This window comes from Rahnella perminowiae (genome assembly GCF_019049695.1).
In the GTDB taxonomy this organism is placed as follows: Bacteria; Pseudomonadota; Gammaproteobacteria; order Enterobacterales; family Enterobacteriaceae; genus Rahnella; species Rahnella perminowiae.
On sequence record NZ_JAFMOT010000181.1, the window covers coordinates 113380 to 126787 of the forward strand.

A 13408-nucleotide genomic window follows, 5' to 3' on the forward strand; every position below is an offset into this window, starting at 1 on the left:
TGGCTCTGAACCATAAAAAACCGCCTGGATTCAGGCGGTTTGCGTTTATCGGTCTCTTTAAATCCTAACGGAATAACGTTTGGGCCCAGCGTGCCAGACCTGCCGTAACCGAGCCGAAATCATTTCCTCCAACCAGCGGGATCCCGGGTAACTGCGCCTGCAAAGCGGCGCGCAGCAACGGTGAACGTGCACTGCCACCGGTCAGGTAAATCACATCCGGTTTAATTTCGCTGCTGGCGAGTGCCAGACTGACCTGCTCCTGAATACGTTCCAGGGGCTGAGAAATCGCGTCACTCAGTTGCTGCTGGGTAATGGTTTCTGCCAGACCCGATTCAATGAAGTCCATGGCTGCCGTCACGCTTTCACGTTCAGACAATGCAATCTTACTTTCTTCCGCTGCACGAACCAGACGGTAGCTCAGACGTTGTTGCTGAACTTTCAGCAGGCGTTTGATCAAATCAGGCTGCGCTGCATCACGGATCAGATCACGTAACATGCGGCCGTTCGCCACACTATAGAAATCCAGTTGCGCCGGAACATCGTTGGTCGCGACGGCATTCCAGTAAGGCAGGGCCGGGATAGCGATACCTTTCTGGGTTTCACTGCCCATACCAAATTGTGGAGTCAGCTGTTTGAATGCGGTCATGATATCCAGATCATTACCGCCGATGCGGCAACCACTATGACCAAGCAAGCTGTTCTGACGCTCTGCTTTATCACGCCATTGTGGCCCCATCAGCAGTACCGAGCAGTCAGTCGTGCCGCCGCCGATATCGACAACCAGCACCGTTTTCTCTTCGGTCAGTGTGGCTTCGAAATCCAGACCGGCCGCGACCGGTTCAAACTGGAAAGCGATATCACGAAAACCCGCACGTTCTGCCGCACGCTGCAAAATACCTTGTGCCTGAGCATTGGCTTCATCACCGCCCATGCCCTGGAAGTTAATCGGGCGGCCAATAACCGCCTGTTCAATACTTTCCTGCAGGACAGACTCAGCCTGACGTTTGATGTGGAACATCATTGCGCAAACCAGATCTTCGAACAGGGCGATCTGTTGTGGCTTCAGGCCGTTTGCGCCGAGGAACGATTTGGGAGAACGCACAAAGTACACTTCTTCCGGATCTTCCATATAGGTCGAAAGTGCCCGCAAACCGAAGTTTACGCTGTTGGCATTAACCGGGATATCTTCCTCGCGGTTAAAGCTGATACTGCGACGCAGCAGCGCCAGATTTTCATCACTGCCTGCGGGAACCTGCCCGTGACGGTTCAGCCATTCGCTGACCGCTTCACGTGTCGGTGCACAAAGCATGGAGGGTAAGTAAGGATCGTTATTTTCTAGCGCCAGAAGGTGAGCGTTATCGTCACGCATCACTGCAACGGAGCAATTCGCTGTACCGTAGTCAAATCCAATAAACATCATTGTTCCCCATGCCAAAGAAGGGACGGGACTTTACCGGAGAGAGGGCGATTCATCAAGTCAGATAGGATGCGCAATGAAGAGGAAATCCCTCTCCTGGGGAGAGGGAATCAAGTACAGAGAATTACTTCAGCAATGCCTGCGCTTTAGCGACGACATTATCAGCGGTAAAACCGAACGCTTTAAACAGTTGCTCGGCTGGCGCAGATTCCCCGAAGGTTGTCATGCCGACAATGGCACCATTGAGGCCGACATATTTGTACCAGTAATCGGCGATACCCGCTTCAACCGCAACCCTTGCGGTCACGGCTTTCGGCAGAACCGATTCGCGGTAAGCCGCGTCCTGTTGGTCGAAGACATCGGCAGACGGCATGGAAACCACGCGTACTTTGGTGCCTGCGGCAGCCAGAATGTCCGCAGCTTCTACCGTGATGCCCACTTCCGAACCGGTGGCAATCAGGATCACCTCCGGCGTACCGTCAGAATCTTTCAGTACATAACCGCCGCGTGCAACGTTAGCCAGCTGTTCCGCCGTACGCGGCTGCTGGGTCAGGTTCTGACGCGAGAAGATGAGCGCAGAAGGGCCGTCAGTACGTTCGATGGCGTATTTCCAGGCGATAGCCGACTCCACCTGATCACCCGGACGCCATGTGTTCATATTTGGCGTCACGCGCAGGCTGGCCATTTGTTCTACCGGCTGGTGCGTAGGGCCATCCTCACCCAGACCGATTGAATCATGGGTGTACACAAACACGTTGCGGATCTTCATCAGTGCCGCAAGACGAACGGCGTTACGTGCATATTCCACAAACATCAGGAATGTCGCGGAGTACGGCAGGAAACCGCCATGCAAAGCGATACCATTAGTAATGGCGGTCATGCCAAATTCACGAACACCGTAATGAATGTAGTTACCCGCCTGATCATCACCGATGGATTTAGAACCAGACCACATCGTCAGGTTACTTGGCGCGAGGTCAGCGGAGCCGCCAAGGAATTCCGGCAGAATTTTACCGAAGGATTCCAGCGTATTCTGCGAGGCTTTACGACTGGCAATATTGGCCGGTTTCGCCTGCAATTCTTCGATGTATTTCTGCGATTCGTTTTGCCATTGCGCAGGCAGTTTGCCGCTCATGCGGCGCTCAAATTCTGCGGCCAGTGCCGGATAGGCTTTGGCATACGCGGCAAACTTCTCATTCCAGGCTTTCTCTTTCGCTTTGCCGGCTTCTTTGGCATCCCACTGGTCATAAATATCTTGTGGGATTTCGAAAGGTGGGTAGTGCCAGCCGATATGTTCACGGGTGGCTGCAACTTCATCATCACCCAGCGCAGCACCGTGGGCACCGTGAGTACCGGCTTTGTTCGGTGAACCGAAAGCAATGACGGTTTTGCACAGCAACAGTGACGGTTTGTCAGTGACTTTGCGGGCTTCTTCGATAGCCGCTTTCACCGCGTCAGGATCGTGCCCGTCAATACCGCGGATCACATGCCAGTGATAGGCTTCGAAGCGTTTGGCGGTGTCATCGGTGAACCAGCCTTCAACATGACCGTCGATAGAGATACCGTTGTCATCATAAAACGCAATCAGCTTGCCGAGTTTCATGGTGCCGGCAAGCGAACAGGCTTCGTGTGAGATACCTTCCATCATGCAACCGTCGCCTAAAAAGACGTAGGTATAGTGGTCGACGATGTCGTGATTTTCACGGTTAAACTGAGCCGCAAGTGTACGTTCGGCAATCGCGAAACCTACGGCGTTCGCAATCCCCTGACCCAGCGGGCCGGTGGTGGTTTCCACGCCCGGCGTATAGCCAAATTCCGGATGTCCTGGCGTTTTAGAATGCAGCTGGCGGAAGTTTTCCAGCTCTTTCATCGGCAGATCGTAACCCGTCAGATGCAGCAGGCTGTATTGCAGCATTGAACCGTGGCCGTTTGACATCAGGAAGCGGTCGCGATCGACCCATTTAGGGTTGGTTGGATTGTGATTCATATAATCACGCCACAACACTTCAGCGATATCCGCCATTCCCATGGGGGCTCCGGGATGGCCTGAGTTCGCTTTTTGAACGGCATCCATGCTCAGTGCACGGATCGCATTTGCGAGTTCTTTACGAGAGGGCATATTCACTCCATCTGTTTTTTTCAACGCTAAAATTCAAAACTTACATTCAGTTAAAACTAAAGTTGTGCCGACAGCATATCTTCGAGTTTCTTCTGATCGACGGCAAATGAACGGATACCTTCGGCCAGTTTTTCTACGGCCATAGCATCCTGATGATGCTCCCAGAGGAATTCAGCCTGTGTCAGCGGTGCCGGCTTTTTATCTGCCTGAGAAGACGGCTGCAGTTTGCGTTCAACCGGTGCATCATTGGCTTTCAGTTCTTCCAGCAGGTTTGGTGAAATCGTCAGGCGGTCACAACCTGCCAGGGCCAGAATTTGTTCCACTTTGCGAAAGCTCGCGCCCATGATGACAGTCTCGTAACCGTGGGATTTGTAGTAGTCGTAGATATTCCGGACAGATTCTACGCCCGGATCTTTTTCGACGTCGTAGGTGGCGTTGGGCTCTTTGGCTTTGTACCAGTCATAGATACGGCCAACAAAAGGCGAAATCAGATATACCCCGGCTTCGGCGCAGGCCCGTGCCTGAGCAAAAGAGAACAGCAAGGTCAGATTGCAGTTGATGCCTTCTTTTTCCAGTTCGTTAGCGGCCTGGATACCTTCCCACGTTGATGCCAGTTTAATCAGGATGCGCGATTTATCGATGCCATGATCCTGATATAAACCGATCAGTTTGCGGGCTTTTTCGATACACAAATCCCGGTTAAATGACAGGCGGGCATCCACTTCTGTCGAGACGCGCCCCGGCACACTTTTCAGGATTTCGGCCCCGATATTAACGGCCAGTTTATCTGTCGCATTGATCACCTGAGTTTCTTTGCTGCCACCTTGCTTGCGGGCGTAGTCCAGCGCGTCTTTAATCAGGTTTTGGTACTGCGGCAGGTCGGCTGCTTTGAGGATCAGCGAAGGATTGGTCGTCGCATCCTGAGGCTCGAAATGACGGATAGATTCAATGTCACCGCTGTCGGCAACGACGGTGGTGATTTTTTTTAGTGCGTCTAACTGGTTCATCTCTTAGCTCCTTGGCGAGAAAAAACGATACAGCAATAAGGTCTGACGACTCTCTTTCGTAGGGCTCCTACCCTGCATCATTCGGTTAACAAACTGAATGCGCTTTTTCTGATTACTGCAATGGGTCTCAACAATGGCGGCCCTGTTGCCCGACAAACTGAGCGTCTGGCGAGAAAAGCGCAAGGACAAACTTTAAGCTTAGTGCATTTTTACGAGACGTCTTCCATGAATGAAAAGTAATCAATGTAACGGCTAAGTTTTGGTCGTGATTCACCCTTAGCCATGGCAGGGTTATCTATACTTGTCAGCAGGAAAATCAGATGCTGATATTTCCCGTACCCTGTTGTCTCTGCAAAAAATAAGAAACACGAAAAGGATCCTGCAATGGACGAACAACTCAAACAAAGTGCGCTCGATTTTCATGAGTTTCCGGTGCCTGGCAAAATTCAGGTTTCACCCACCAAGCCTCTCGCGACACAACGTGATCTGGCGCTGGCCTATTCTCCGGGCGTTGCCGCTCCCTGTCTGGAGATCGCTAAAGATCCGCTGGCGGCTTACCGGTACACCGCACGCGGCAATCTGGTGGCGGTGATTTCCAACGGTACCGCTGTTCTCGGGCTGGGAAATATCGGTGCCCTGGCCGGGAAACCGGTGATGGAAGGTAAGGGCGTATTGTTCAAAAAATTCGCCGGTATTGATGTGTTTGATATTGAAGTGGATGAGAACGATCCCGATAAACTGATCGATGTGATCGCCGCGCTGGAGCCGACGTTCGGCGGCATCAACCTTGAAGATATCAAAGCGCCGGAGTGCTTTTACATTGAGAAAAAGCTCCGGGAGCGCATGAAAATTCCGGTGTTTCATGACGATCAACATGGCACCGCCATTATCTGTACCGCCGCAGTGTTAAATGGTCTGCGCGTGGTGGGGAAAAGCATTTCCGATGTGCGGCTGGTCGTTTCAGGGGCGGGGGCTTCTGCCATTGCGTGCTTGAATTTACTGGTGGCGCTGGGGCTGAAACGCCATAACATCACGGCCTGCGACTCCCGTGGTGTGATTTATCAGGGGCGCGAAGACAACATGGCTGAAACCAAAGCGGCTTATGCGATTGAAGATAACGGCCAGCGCACATTGGGGGATGCAATCCCGGACGCCGATATTTTTCTGGGGTGTTCCGGCCCCGGAGTTTTGACGCAGGAGATGGTGAAAACCATGGCCAAAGATCCGCTGATCCTGGCGCTGGCTAACCCTGAGCCGGAGATTTTACCGCCGCTGGCAAAAGCGGTGCGACCCGACGCCATTATCTGTACCGGCCGTTCGGATTATCCGAATCAGGTGAATAATGTCTTGTGCTTCCCGTTCATTTTCCGTGGTGCGCTGGATGTCGGGGCAACCACCATCAATGAAGAAATGAAACTGGCCTGTGTTCATGCTATCGCGGATCTGGCAATGGCCGAACAAAGCGATGTGGTGGCTTCCGCTTACGGTGAAGAAGAGCTGTCTTTCGGACCTGAATATATTATTCCTAAGCCTTTTGATCCGCGCCTGATCGTGAAAATTGCGCCCGCCGTAGCGAAAGCCGCGATGGAGTCCGGTGTGGCTATGCGCCCGATTGAGGATCTGGAGGCGTATGCCGAAAAACTTACCGAGTTCGTCTACAAAACCAATCTGTTCATGAAGCCTATTTTCTCGCAGGCTAAGAAAGACGCCAAACGGGTGGTAATGGCGGAAGGAGAAGAGGAACGCGTGCTGCACGCTACGCAGGAACTGATTTCCCTCGGGCTGGCGAAGCCGATTCTGGTCGGACGGCCGAGCGTCATTGCCATGCGCATCAAAAAACTCGGTTTGCAACTGGAAGCAGGCCGGGATTTTGAAGTGGTGAACAACGAATCTGATCCGCGTTTTAATGAATACTGGCGCGAATATTATGCGTTGATGAAAAGGCGCGGTGTGTCTCAGGAACAGGCGCGCCGGGCTGTGATCGGCAATCCGACGCTGATTTCTGCCATCATGCTGCTGCGCGGCGAAGCCGATGCGATGATTTGCGGTACGGTTGGTACCTATCATGAGCATTACGATATCGTGGCGAATGTGTTCGGTTTTCGCAAAGGTACGCATGTTGCCGGGGCGATGAATGCGCTGCTGCTGCCGAGCGGCAATACCTTTATTGCTGATACCTACGTCAATGATGATCCAACCCCTGAACAGCTGACAGAAATCACGCTGATGGCAGCAGAAACGGTGAGACGGTTTGGGATTGAGCCGAAAGTCGCGCTGTTGTCGCACTCCAGTTTTGGTACCTCAGACAGCCCGGCCGCGCTGAAAATGCGCCGTACCCTGGAATTGATTCATGAGCGCGATCCTGATCTGGAAATCGACGGTGAGATGCACGGTGACGCGGCGCTGGTGGAAAGTATTCGTCAGGATGTGATGCCGGACAGCCCGCTGAAAGGATCGGCAAATATTCTCATCATGCCGAATATGGAATCAGCGCGAATCAGTTACAACCTGCTGAGGGTATCGTGTTCGGAAGGGGTAACTGTCGGACCGGTCCTGATGGGGGTATCGAAACCGGTACATATTCTGACGCCAATTGCCTCGGTCAGGCGAATAGTCAATATGGTAGCGCTGGCAGTCGTGGAAGCCCAAACCGAACCTTTATAACCACGCAACTGTTAGCGTAAAAAACGGGCATCAAAGCGATGCTCGTTTTTCTCAATCGCCGTCTCAGTATTTCACTTCGCCGATACGCTCCAGCGCATCGACGATCAGATCCCAGAAACGCTGATGGTCGAGTTTGACTGCCACCTGCGTATGGCAATCCGGCGGGGGCGGTGCGCGGAAATCGGCGACGGTCATACCCAGTGTTAAGGTGCCCGTCAGTTCGATATCTACCGGCACCTTTTGCACGGTCATTACGTTCGCATCGATGACATAAGCTACGGCACACGGATCGTGAACCGGCGGTGAATCAAAGCCCTGGCGGTCTTTGTAGCTCAGGCCAAAGAAATCCAGCAGTTCGCCGACAAATTTAGCCGGCTGAGTACCTACAGCGGCGATGCGCGCGGCAACTTCAGGGGTAGCCAGTGCCTGATGGGTTAAATCAAGCCCGACCATCGTCAGCGGCCATTTCTCGTTAAATACAATATGCGCGGCTTCAGGATCAATTTTGATATTGAATTCTGCGACTGCACTCCAGTTTCCCACGTGGTAACCACCGCCCATGAGTACCACTTCTTTCACACGTTCAACAATACGAGGCTCTTTGCGTACAGCCATAGCAATATTGGTCAGCCCGCCGGTGGGCACCAGCGTAATGGTTTTTGGCGGGTGAGACATGATCAGATCAATTATCAGATCGATAGCATGAACAGGTTCAAGAGTGAGGGTCGCTTCCGGTAGCACCGGACCATCCAGACCGGACTCACCATGGATTTCGTCAGCAATTTCAACCTGACGTACCAGCGGACGGGTTGCGCCCGCCGCAAACGGCACGCCAGTCAGGTTAATCACACGTGCCACGGCGAGGGCATTGCGGGTGACTTTCTCCAGCGTCTGATTACCGACGACCGTTGTGACAGCCAGCAGTTCGATGTCTGGGTTACCGTGTGCCAGTAACATCGCGATAGCATCGTCGTGCCCAGGATCGCAATCAAGGATGATCTTTTTGACCATTTTTTACATCCTTTTCAATTTATCCACTTTTATCAGTCCCCAAAATCATTCGAATTGCATGAAGGGGAATTAGTTTTTGGCTTGTTGCAACCACTTATCCAGTTCATTGGCAAATTGCTGACGGTCGCGCTGATTAAGCGCGGGCGGTCCGCCGGTTTGTACGCCACTGGCGCGCATGGTGTCCATAAAATCACGCATGTTCAGGCGTTCTTTGATGGTCTCGGTGGTATAACGCTCACCGCGCGGATTCAGCGCCACGCCGCCTTTTTCAATGACTTCCGCTGCCAGCGGAATATCGGCGGTGATCACCAGATCACCTGGCTCAGTGCGTTTTACAATTTCGTTATCTGCTACGTCAAAGCCCGCTTCTACGCGTAAGGTGCGCAGGAATTTTGACGGAGGTGTACGGACGATCTGGTTGGCAACCAGCGTCACCATCATGCCGGTACGTTCGGCGGCGCGGAACAGCACTTCTTTGATGACATTCGGACAGGCGTCTGCATCAACCCAGATTTGCATCAGTTTGGCTCTCCCTTTTCAGCCAGCCAGTCGCGAACCGGCAGAAAGTCGTTATAAAGTGCGGCTTCCGGGCTGCCTTCTTTCGGCTGATAGCCGTATTCCCAACGCACCAGCGGAGGCATCGACATTAAAATAGATTCCGTGCGGCCACGGGTTTGCAGGCCAAACAGGGTTCCGCGATCCCATACCAGATTGAACTCAACGTAACGCCCCCGGCGGTAAAGCTGGAACTGGCGCTCACGCTCGCCCCACGGCAGAGCTTTGCGTTTTTCTACCAGGGGCATATAGGCGTCGGTAAAGCCGTTGCCCACAGCCTGCATGAAACTGAAACAAGTGGCGAAATCCGGCGAATTAAGGTCATCAAAGAATAAGCCGCCGATACCGCGTGCTTCGTTACGGTGTTTAATAAAGAAGTAATCGTCACACCATTTTTTGTATTTTGGATAGACATCATCGCCGAACGGCTGGCAAAGCTGTTGTGCAGTTTGGTGCCAGTGGTGGGCATCTTCTTCAAAACCGTAGTATGGCGTGAGGTCAAAGCCACCGCCAAACCACCAGACCGGCGCTTCACCGGGTTTTTCCGCAATGAAAAAGCGTACGTTGGCATGGCTGGTTGGCACGTAAGGATTCAGCGGATGAATAACGAGTGAAACGCCTATTGCCTGAAAACTGCGACCAGCCAGTTCAGGTCGATGCGCGGTTGCGGAAGCGGGCAGGGTTGCACCGGCAACATGCGAAAAGTTGACACCTGCCTGTTCAAACACTGCGCCATGGGTCAGCACCCGGCTCTGGCCACCACCACCTTCCTCCCGTACCCATTGATCTTCAGCGAACCGGCCCTTGCCATCGGCGGCAGCCAGTTGCTGGCAAATGTGATCCTGGAGCTTAAGCAGAAAAGTTTTAACTTGCTGGATGTCGGGAATGGATTGGCTCACGGGCAAACTCGCAGACGTTGACTTAAGAGACATTCAGCGCCTTGCGGGCGCTGAATCAAAAAGAGGAAGTGATTATATACCCAAAAACATCCGCGTCGGCTAGAGACGCCTGCTTTTAGCAGCGCAAAGACGTTACCGGGGCTTACGTTCGTTGGCATCGAAGTAACTGAAGAAATTTACGATCCCCTGTGAAATGGCCTGCGCGATTTCACGACGGAACGCCGTAGTGCTGAGTAACTGTTCTTCCTGGTGATTGGTAATAAACGATGTTTCCACCAGAATCGACGGTATCGACGGGGATTTTAATACAGCAAATGCGGCCTGTTCGGTCTGCTGGCTGTGCAGATGGTGTATCGGACGGATTCTGTCGAGCACATGATGCCCCAGTGTCAGACTGTTTTTGATGGTGTCGGTTTGCACCAGATCGAACAATACCTGTTGCAGATAATTATTGTCTTCTTTGGCATATTTCGCGCCCGCGACCAGATCGGCATCGTTTTCTTTTTTAGACATATACCGCGCCATCGCGCTGCTGGCCCCGCGATTAGAGAGGGCGAAAACAGACGCGCCTGAAGCCGTCGGGCTGGTGTAACCATCGGCATGAATCGAAACAAATAAATCGGCCTGATGCTGATGAGCCAGTTCAACCCGCTGATAAAGCGGTATAAAGTGATCAGAGTCGCGGGTCAGTTTAACGTCAATATGACTTTGCTCGCCCAGGAATTCCCGCACATAGTTGGCGATTTCCAGCACGACATGTTTTTCTTCCGAGCCTTCATGACCCACCGCGCCGGAATCGATGCCACCGTGTCCGGGGTCAATCATCACCAGTTTTTTCGCACCCGGAGGTTTAGGAGCCGGTGCAGATTGGGTGATGTGTTCATGCTGCGCGGCGCTGGCAGAACGTGAACCGAAAGCGGCAATCGCCAATCCAAGCCCGGAAAGTAGCAGTTGGCGACGGGTGGCGGCGGCAGGCAAAGGCTGGAAATGCAAAAATTTATTCAGGGGGTTTAACATCAGTCCGTTACCGTCAGAAAAAATGCAGAATGCCCTATGTTATAGAGTATCTTTTTTATCGTTTCGACCTGAGAACTATTACTTTTTATGAATAATGTGTCGTGAATGATGTCATGACCGAATAACTATCCAGGACAGACAGAGCGTCATGGTGTTTTATGTAAAGATTTTATCGCTCAAAACGGTTTATAAAGTACACAATTGGTGATTTTGATGTTGCGTATCAAACAGATCACGCGATAATCATATAAACCCCGATTAACAGCGGCGAACAGTGATGGAAATTCGCGTATACCGTCAAGAAGATTTCGAAGAAGTACTGACCTTATGGGAACGCTGCGATTTACTGCGTCCGTGGAATGATCCAGAGCTGGATATTGAACGTAAAATTAACCACAGCCCTGAGTTTTTCCTGGTGGCGGAAGTGGGCGGTGAAGTGGTGGCGACGCTGATGGGCGGCTACGATGGTCATCGCGGATCAGCCAATTATCTGGGGGTACATCCGGATTATCGCGGCCGTGGCATTGCCAATGCGCTGGTAAACCGTCTGGAGAAGAAGTTAATCGCCCGTGGTTGCCCGAAAATGAATTTAATGGTGCGTGCTGAAAACGATGCGGTAGTCAGCATGTATGAAAAACTGGGTTATGAAATTTCGGATACGCTTTTACTGGGTAAACGACTGATCGAAGATCAGGAATACTAAACCGTTATTCCGGCGAATAAAAAAGCCCCGGCAGGAGTGATCCGCCGGGGCTTCGTTTTCTGAGTTACTTGATCAGTTTTACGCTTTTGACATCCACTTCGACAGAATTCCAGTCTTTATCGACTTTACCTTCAATGCGGATTTTGTCCTTGGGTGACACGTTCTGTCCCTGCCAGCGTTTGCCGTCAATTTCGACATTGAGGGTGCCGGTATTGTCGCGGAAAATGTATTTATCATGGTCGATACGCTGATCGATGAACCCTTCCAGCATGATCCACTGATCATCCTTCATGGTTTGCGCGTCTTTCACTGTACTCAGCGCCGTGGTACCCGTGAAGCCACCCTGTGGGGCAGGCTGGGTTTGTGATTCCTGCGCCGACGGGCCGTTAAATCCGCCAGCCTGCTGGGCAAAGGCAGTGGCTGAACAAAGTGCAATGAGGGTTGCCAGCGTGATCTTCTTCATCATAATAGTCTTCCTTAAGTTAACGTTTCCAGAGTACCGGCAACGATGACATCGTTTCGGATGTGTTGCCGCGTTGGAGACCAGTAAAGCAGACAGTTCTTAACAGTTTCTTAAGCCTATACCCGGCATACTTAAAATTGCAGAGGTGTTGGCTGCGCTCAGTGATGTGAATCACTTACCTGAGTAAGTTCATCGGATCACTCCGCTGGCTGTTTTTCTGTACTTCGAATTATTTTAGGTATGCTATTGATATATTTTAAAAACTTAACTTCATTTGCAGGAACGTTGTCCTTTTTATGAACCCGGATGATTATAACGACCATGGTATGTTGCGCTTGCCATTGTGGTTTTGGACTATTTTGATTTTGCAGGCGCGGACCTGGATATTATTTGTGATGGTCGGGGCGTCGCGCCAGCAGGGCAGTGACCTGTTGGCGTTGTTTTATCCTGAGTCGCAAAATTTCTGGTCCGGAATGTTACTCGGATTGCCACCCGCGCTGTTGTTTTTACTCAGCGGGCGTCGTCATGTATGGCCGCGTATCTGGCAGGCTGGTTACTGGTTGCTGCTGGCTGGCATGTTTGTCACATTTGCCTTGCAGGGGCTGGGGTTATGGCAAAGTACAGATACGATTTCCGGCGTGGATATCGTGCTGGCCTTGCTGGATGCAGCGGCGCTGGCTTACTGGCTCATGAGCCGCCGTCTGCGCGCCTGTTTTGATGCCACGCGCCGTCTGGCCTGATGCATATTCCATTCGGGGATGAACTTTTTAACCAGAAAAGTACTCGAACTGGCGCTAAACCCTCATGCATAAATAAACAATAATTTCACTGCCGGTTTATCCGCCAGGCCGCACCGGCCGACGGGAACGGGGAGTCAAGGAGTGTACCGAATGACTGTTCGCATACGGGTTCGCCCGATGTTGCTGGCGCTGCCGTTAATTCTTACGGGCTGTTCATCACTGTCTAACATGTCGTGGCCAGATATTTCCTGGTCGGGTATGAATCCGCTTAACTGGTTTGGCAGCAGCCTGACAGTCAGCGATAAAGGCGTGGGCGGAATAACCAGCAGCACACCGCTGACAGAAACAGCCGTTAAAGACGCGCTGGACGGCGACTATACCCTGCGCAGCGGGATGTCGATGAGCGATGGAAAAATGCTGAGTTTCTTCCAGGCGATGGACGGCAAAGACGTGAAAATGTCCATCAGCGGTGAGCCGAAAGGCAATGTGCAACGCGTTGATGTGGTGGATCCGAAAGTTGAAAGTGAATGGGGGGTCAAAATCGGCACACCTTTCAGCACGCTTTACAGCAAGGCCTTCGATGTCTGCGTCAAAGGCGAAGGGGATGATGCCGAAAACGTCGAGTGTAAAGCGCCGCAAAGTGCTCACGTAACCTATGTGTTCAGCGGTATCTGGCATGGTCCGGATTCGCTGATGCCTTCGGATGATGCCCTGAAAGACTGGAAGGTCAGCAAAATCATCTGGCGTGCTAATCCGGCGAATAACGTGCAATAAAACGGGAATCTGTGTTTAAAAAGCCCTCAATGCCTTGCC

General features: G+C 52.1%; 12 protein-coding genes. 4 read left to right on the forward strand and 8 right to left on the reverse strand.

All coding sequences use genetic code 11. The features are described from left to right. Window positions 1–64 precede the first annotated feature (64 nt). The 3 genes from yegD to tal all read right to left on the reverse strand — a co-directional run bounded on the left by yegD (window position 65) and on the right by tal (window position 4543). Complete coding sequence (gene yegD, locus J1781_RS16375; protein ID WP_129952773.1) at window positions 65–1417, reverse strand: molecular chaperone; 1353 nt, start codon at window positions 1415–1417, stop codon at window positions 65–67. A gap of 124 nt (window positions 1418–1541) precedes the next feature. Next, a complete protein-coding gene (gene tkt, locus J1781_RS16380; protein WP_217158050.1) occupies window positions 1542–3536 on the reverse strand; it encodes a transketolase in 1995 nt (664 codons plus the stop codon). A gap of 56 nt (window positions 3537–3592) precedes the next feature. Continuing rightward, window positions 3593–4543, reverse strand: a complete 951-nt coding sequence (gene tal, locus J1781_RS16385) for a transaldolase (protein WP_217233896.1) — start codon at window positions 4541–4543, stop codon at window positions 3593–3595. Window positions 4544–4927: 384 nt separating this feature from the next. Here tal and maeB point away from each other — a divergent pair, with 384 nt between their 5' ends. Beyond that, window positions 4928–7207, forward strand: coding sequence for an NADP-dependent oxaloacetate-decarboxylating malate dehydrogenase (gene maeB, locus J1781_RS16390; protein ID WP_129952182.1), 2280 nt, complete (start codon window positions 4928–4930; stop codon window positions 7205–7207). A gap of 63 nt (window positions 7208–7270) precedes the next feature. On the opposite strand, the gene uriH is transcribed toward maeB, so the two are convergent. The 4 genes from uriH to amiA all read right to left on the reverse strand — a co-directional run bounded on the left by uriH (window position 7271) and on the right by amiA (window position 10689). Then, the gene (uriH, locus tag J1781_RS16395) at window positions 7271–8218 is read right to left on the reverse strand and encodes a uridine-preferring nucleoside hydrolase UriH (protein WP_129952183.1); all 948 of its coding nucleotides are present in this window, start codon (window positions 8216–8218) and stop codon (window positions 7271–7273) included. Between the two features lie 69 nt (window positions 8219–8287). Continuing rightward, the gene (locus J1781_RS16400) at window positions 8288–8737 is read right to left on the reverse strand and encodes a YaiI/YqxD family protein (RefSeq protein WP_217219596.1); all 450 of its coding nucleotides are present in this window, start codon (window positions 8735–8737) and stop codon (window positions 8288–8290) included. Further along, window positions 8737–9705 (reverse strand): oxygen-dependent coproporphyrinogen oxidase, encoded by a 969-nt coding sequence (gene hemF / locus J1781_RS16405; RefSeq protein ID WP_217233897.1) that lies wholly within the window; start codon window positions 9703–9705, stop codon window positions 8737–8739. Before hemF ends, J1781_RS16400 begins: the two co-directional genes overlap by 1 nt. A gap of 99 nt (window positions 9706–9804) precedes the next feature. Further along, window positions 9805–10689 carry an N-acetylmuramoyl-L-alanine amidase AmiA gene (gene amiA / locus J1781_RS16410; RefSeq protein ID WP_129952186.1) on the reverse strand — a complete coding sequence of 295 codons (885 nt, stop codon included), beginning with the start codon at window positions 10687–10689 and terminating at the stop codon, window positions 9805–9807. 277 nt (window positions 10690–10966) lie between these two features. Here amiA and J1781_RS16415 point away from each other — a divergent pair, with 277 nt between their 5' ends. After that, on the forward strand, window positions 10967–11392 hold the full coding sequence (locus tag J1781_RS16415; protein ID WP_095922987.1) for a GNAT family acetyltransferase: 426 nt from the start codon (window positions 10967–10969) through the stop codon (window positions 11390–11392). Between the two features lie 64 nt (window positions 11393–11456). Here the strand turns inward: J1781_RS16415 and J1781_RS16420 are convergent, their stop codons facing one another. Further along, entirely contained in the window at window positions 11457–11855 is a 399-nt protein-coding gene (locus J1781_RS16420) for a YgiW/YdeI family stress tolerance OB fold protein (protein WP_205951576.1), read from the reverse strand. 296 nt (window positions 11856–12151) lie between these two features. Between J1781_RS16420 and J1781_RS16425 the strand changes: the two genes are divergently transcribed. Both J1781_RS16425 and J1781_RS16430 read left to right on the forward strand, forming a co-directional pair. Further along, entirely contained in the window at window positions 12152–12595 is a 444-nt protein-coding gene (locus tag J1781_RS16425) for a DUF2919 domain-containing protein (protein ID WP_129952188.1), read from the forward strand. 150 nt (window positions 12596–12745) lie between these two features. After that, complete coding sequence (locus tag J1781_RS16430) at window positions 12746–13369, forward strand: RpoE-regulated lipoprotein (RefSeq protein WP_217233898.1); 624 nt, start codon at window positions 12746–12748, stop codon at window positions 13367–13369. Window positions 13370–13408 lie beyond the last annotated feature (39 nt).

Coding starts and splice junctions, on each gene's coding strand:
- J1781_RS16430 (WP_217233898.1), top strand. CDS start 12,746: ATGACTGTTCGCATACGGGTTCGCCCGATGTTGCTGGCGCTGCCGTTA.
- amiA (WP_129952186.1), bottom strand. CDS start 10,689: ATGTTAAACCCCCTGAATAAATTTTTGCATTTCCAGCCTTTGCCTGCC.
- J1781_RS16420 (WP_205951576.1), bottom strand. CDS start 11,855: ATGAAGAAGATCACGCTGGCAACCCTCATTGCACTTTGTTCAGCCACT.
- uriH (WP_129952183.1), bottom strand. CDS start 8,218: ATGGTCAAAAAGATCATCCTTGATTGCGATCCTGGGCACGACGATGCT.
- tal (WP_217233896.1), bottom strand. CDS start 4,543: ATGAACCAGTTAGACGCACTAAAAAAAATCACCACCGTCGTTGCCGAC.
- yegD (WP_129952773.1), bottom strand. CDS start 1,417: ATGTTTATTGGATTTGACTACGGTACAGCGAATTGCTCCGTTGCAGTG.
- tkt (WP_217158050.1), bottom strand. CDS start 3,536: ATGCCCTCTCGTAAAGAACTCGCAAATGCGATCCGTGCACTGAGCATG.
- J1781_RS16425 (WP_129952188.1), top strand. CDS start 12,152: ATGAACCCGGATGATTATAACGACCATGGTATGTTGCGCTTGCCATTG.
- maeB (WP_129952182.1), top strand. CDS start 4,928: ATGGACGAACAACTCAAACAAAGTGCGCTCGATTTTCATGAGTTTCCG.
- J1781_RS16400 (WP_217219596.1), bottom strand. CDS start 8,737: ATGCAAATCTGGGTTGATGCAGACGCCTGTCCGAATGTCATCAAAGAA.
- J1781_RS16415 (WP_095922987.1), top strand. CDS start 10,967: ATGGAAATTCGCGTATACCGTCAAGAAGATTTCGAAGAAGTACTGACC.
- hemF (WP_217233897.1), bottom strand. CDS start 9,705: ATGTCTCTTAAGTCAACGTCTGCGAGTTTGCCCGTGAGCCAATCCATT.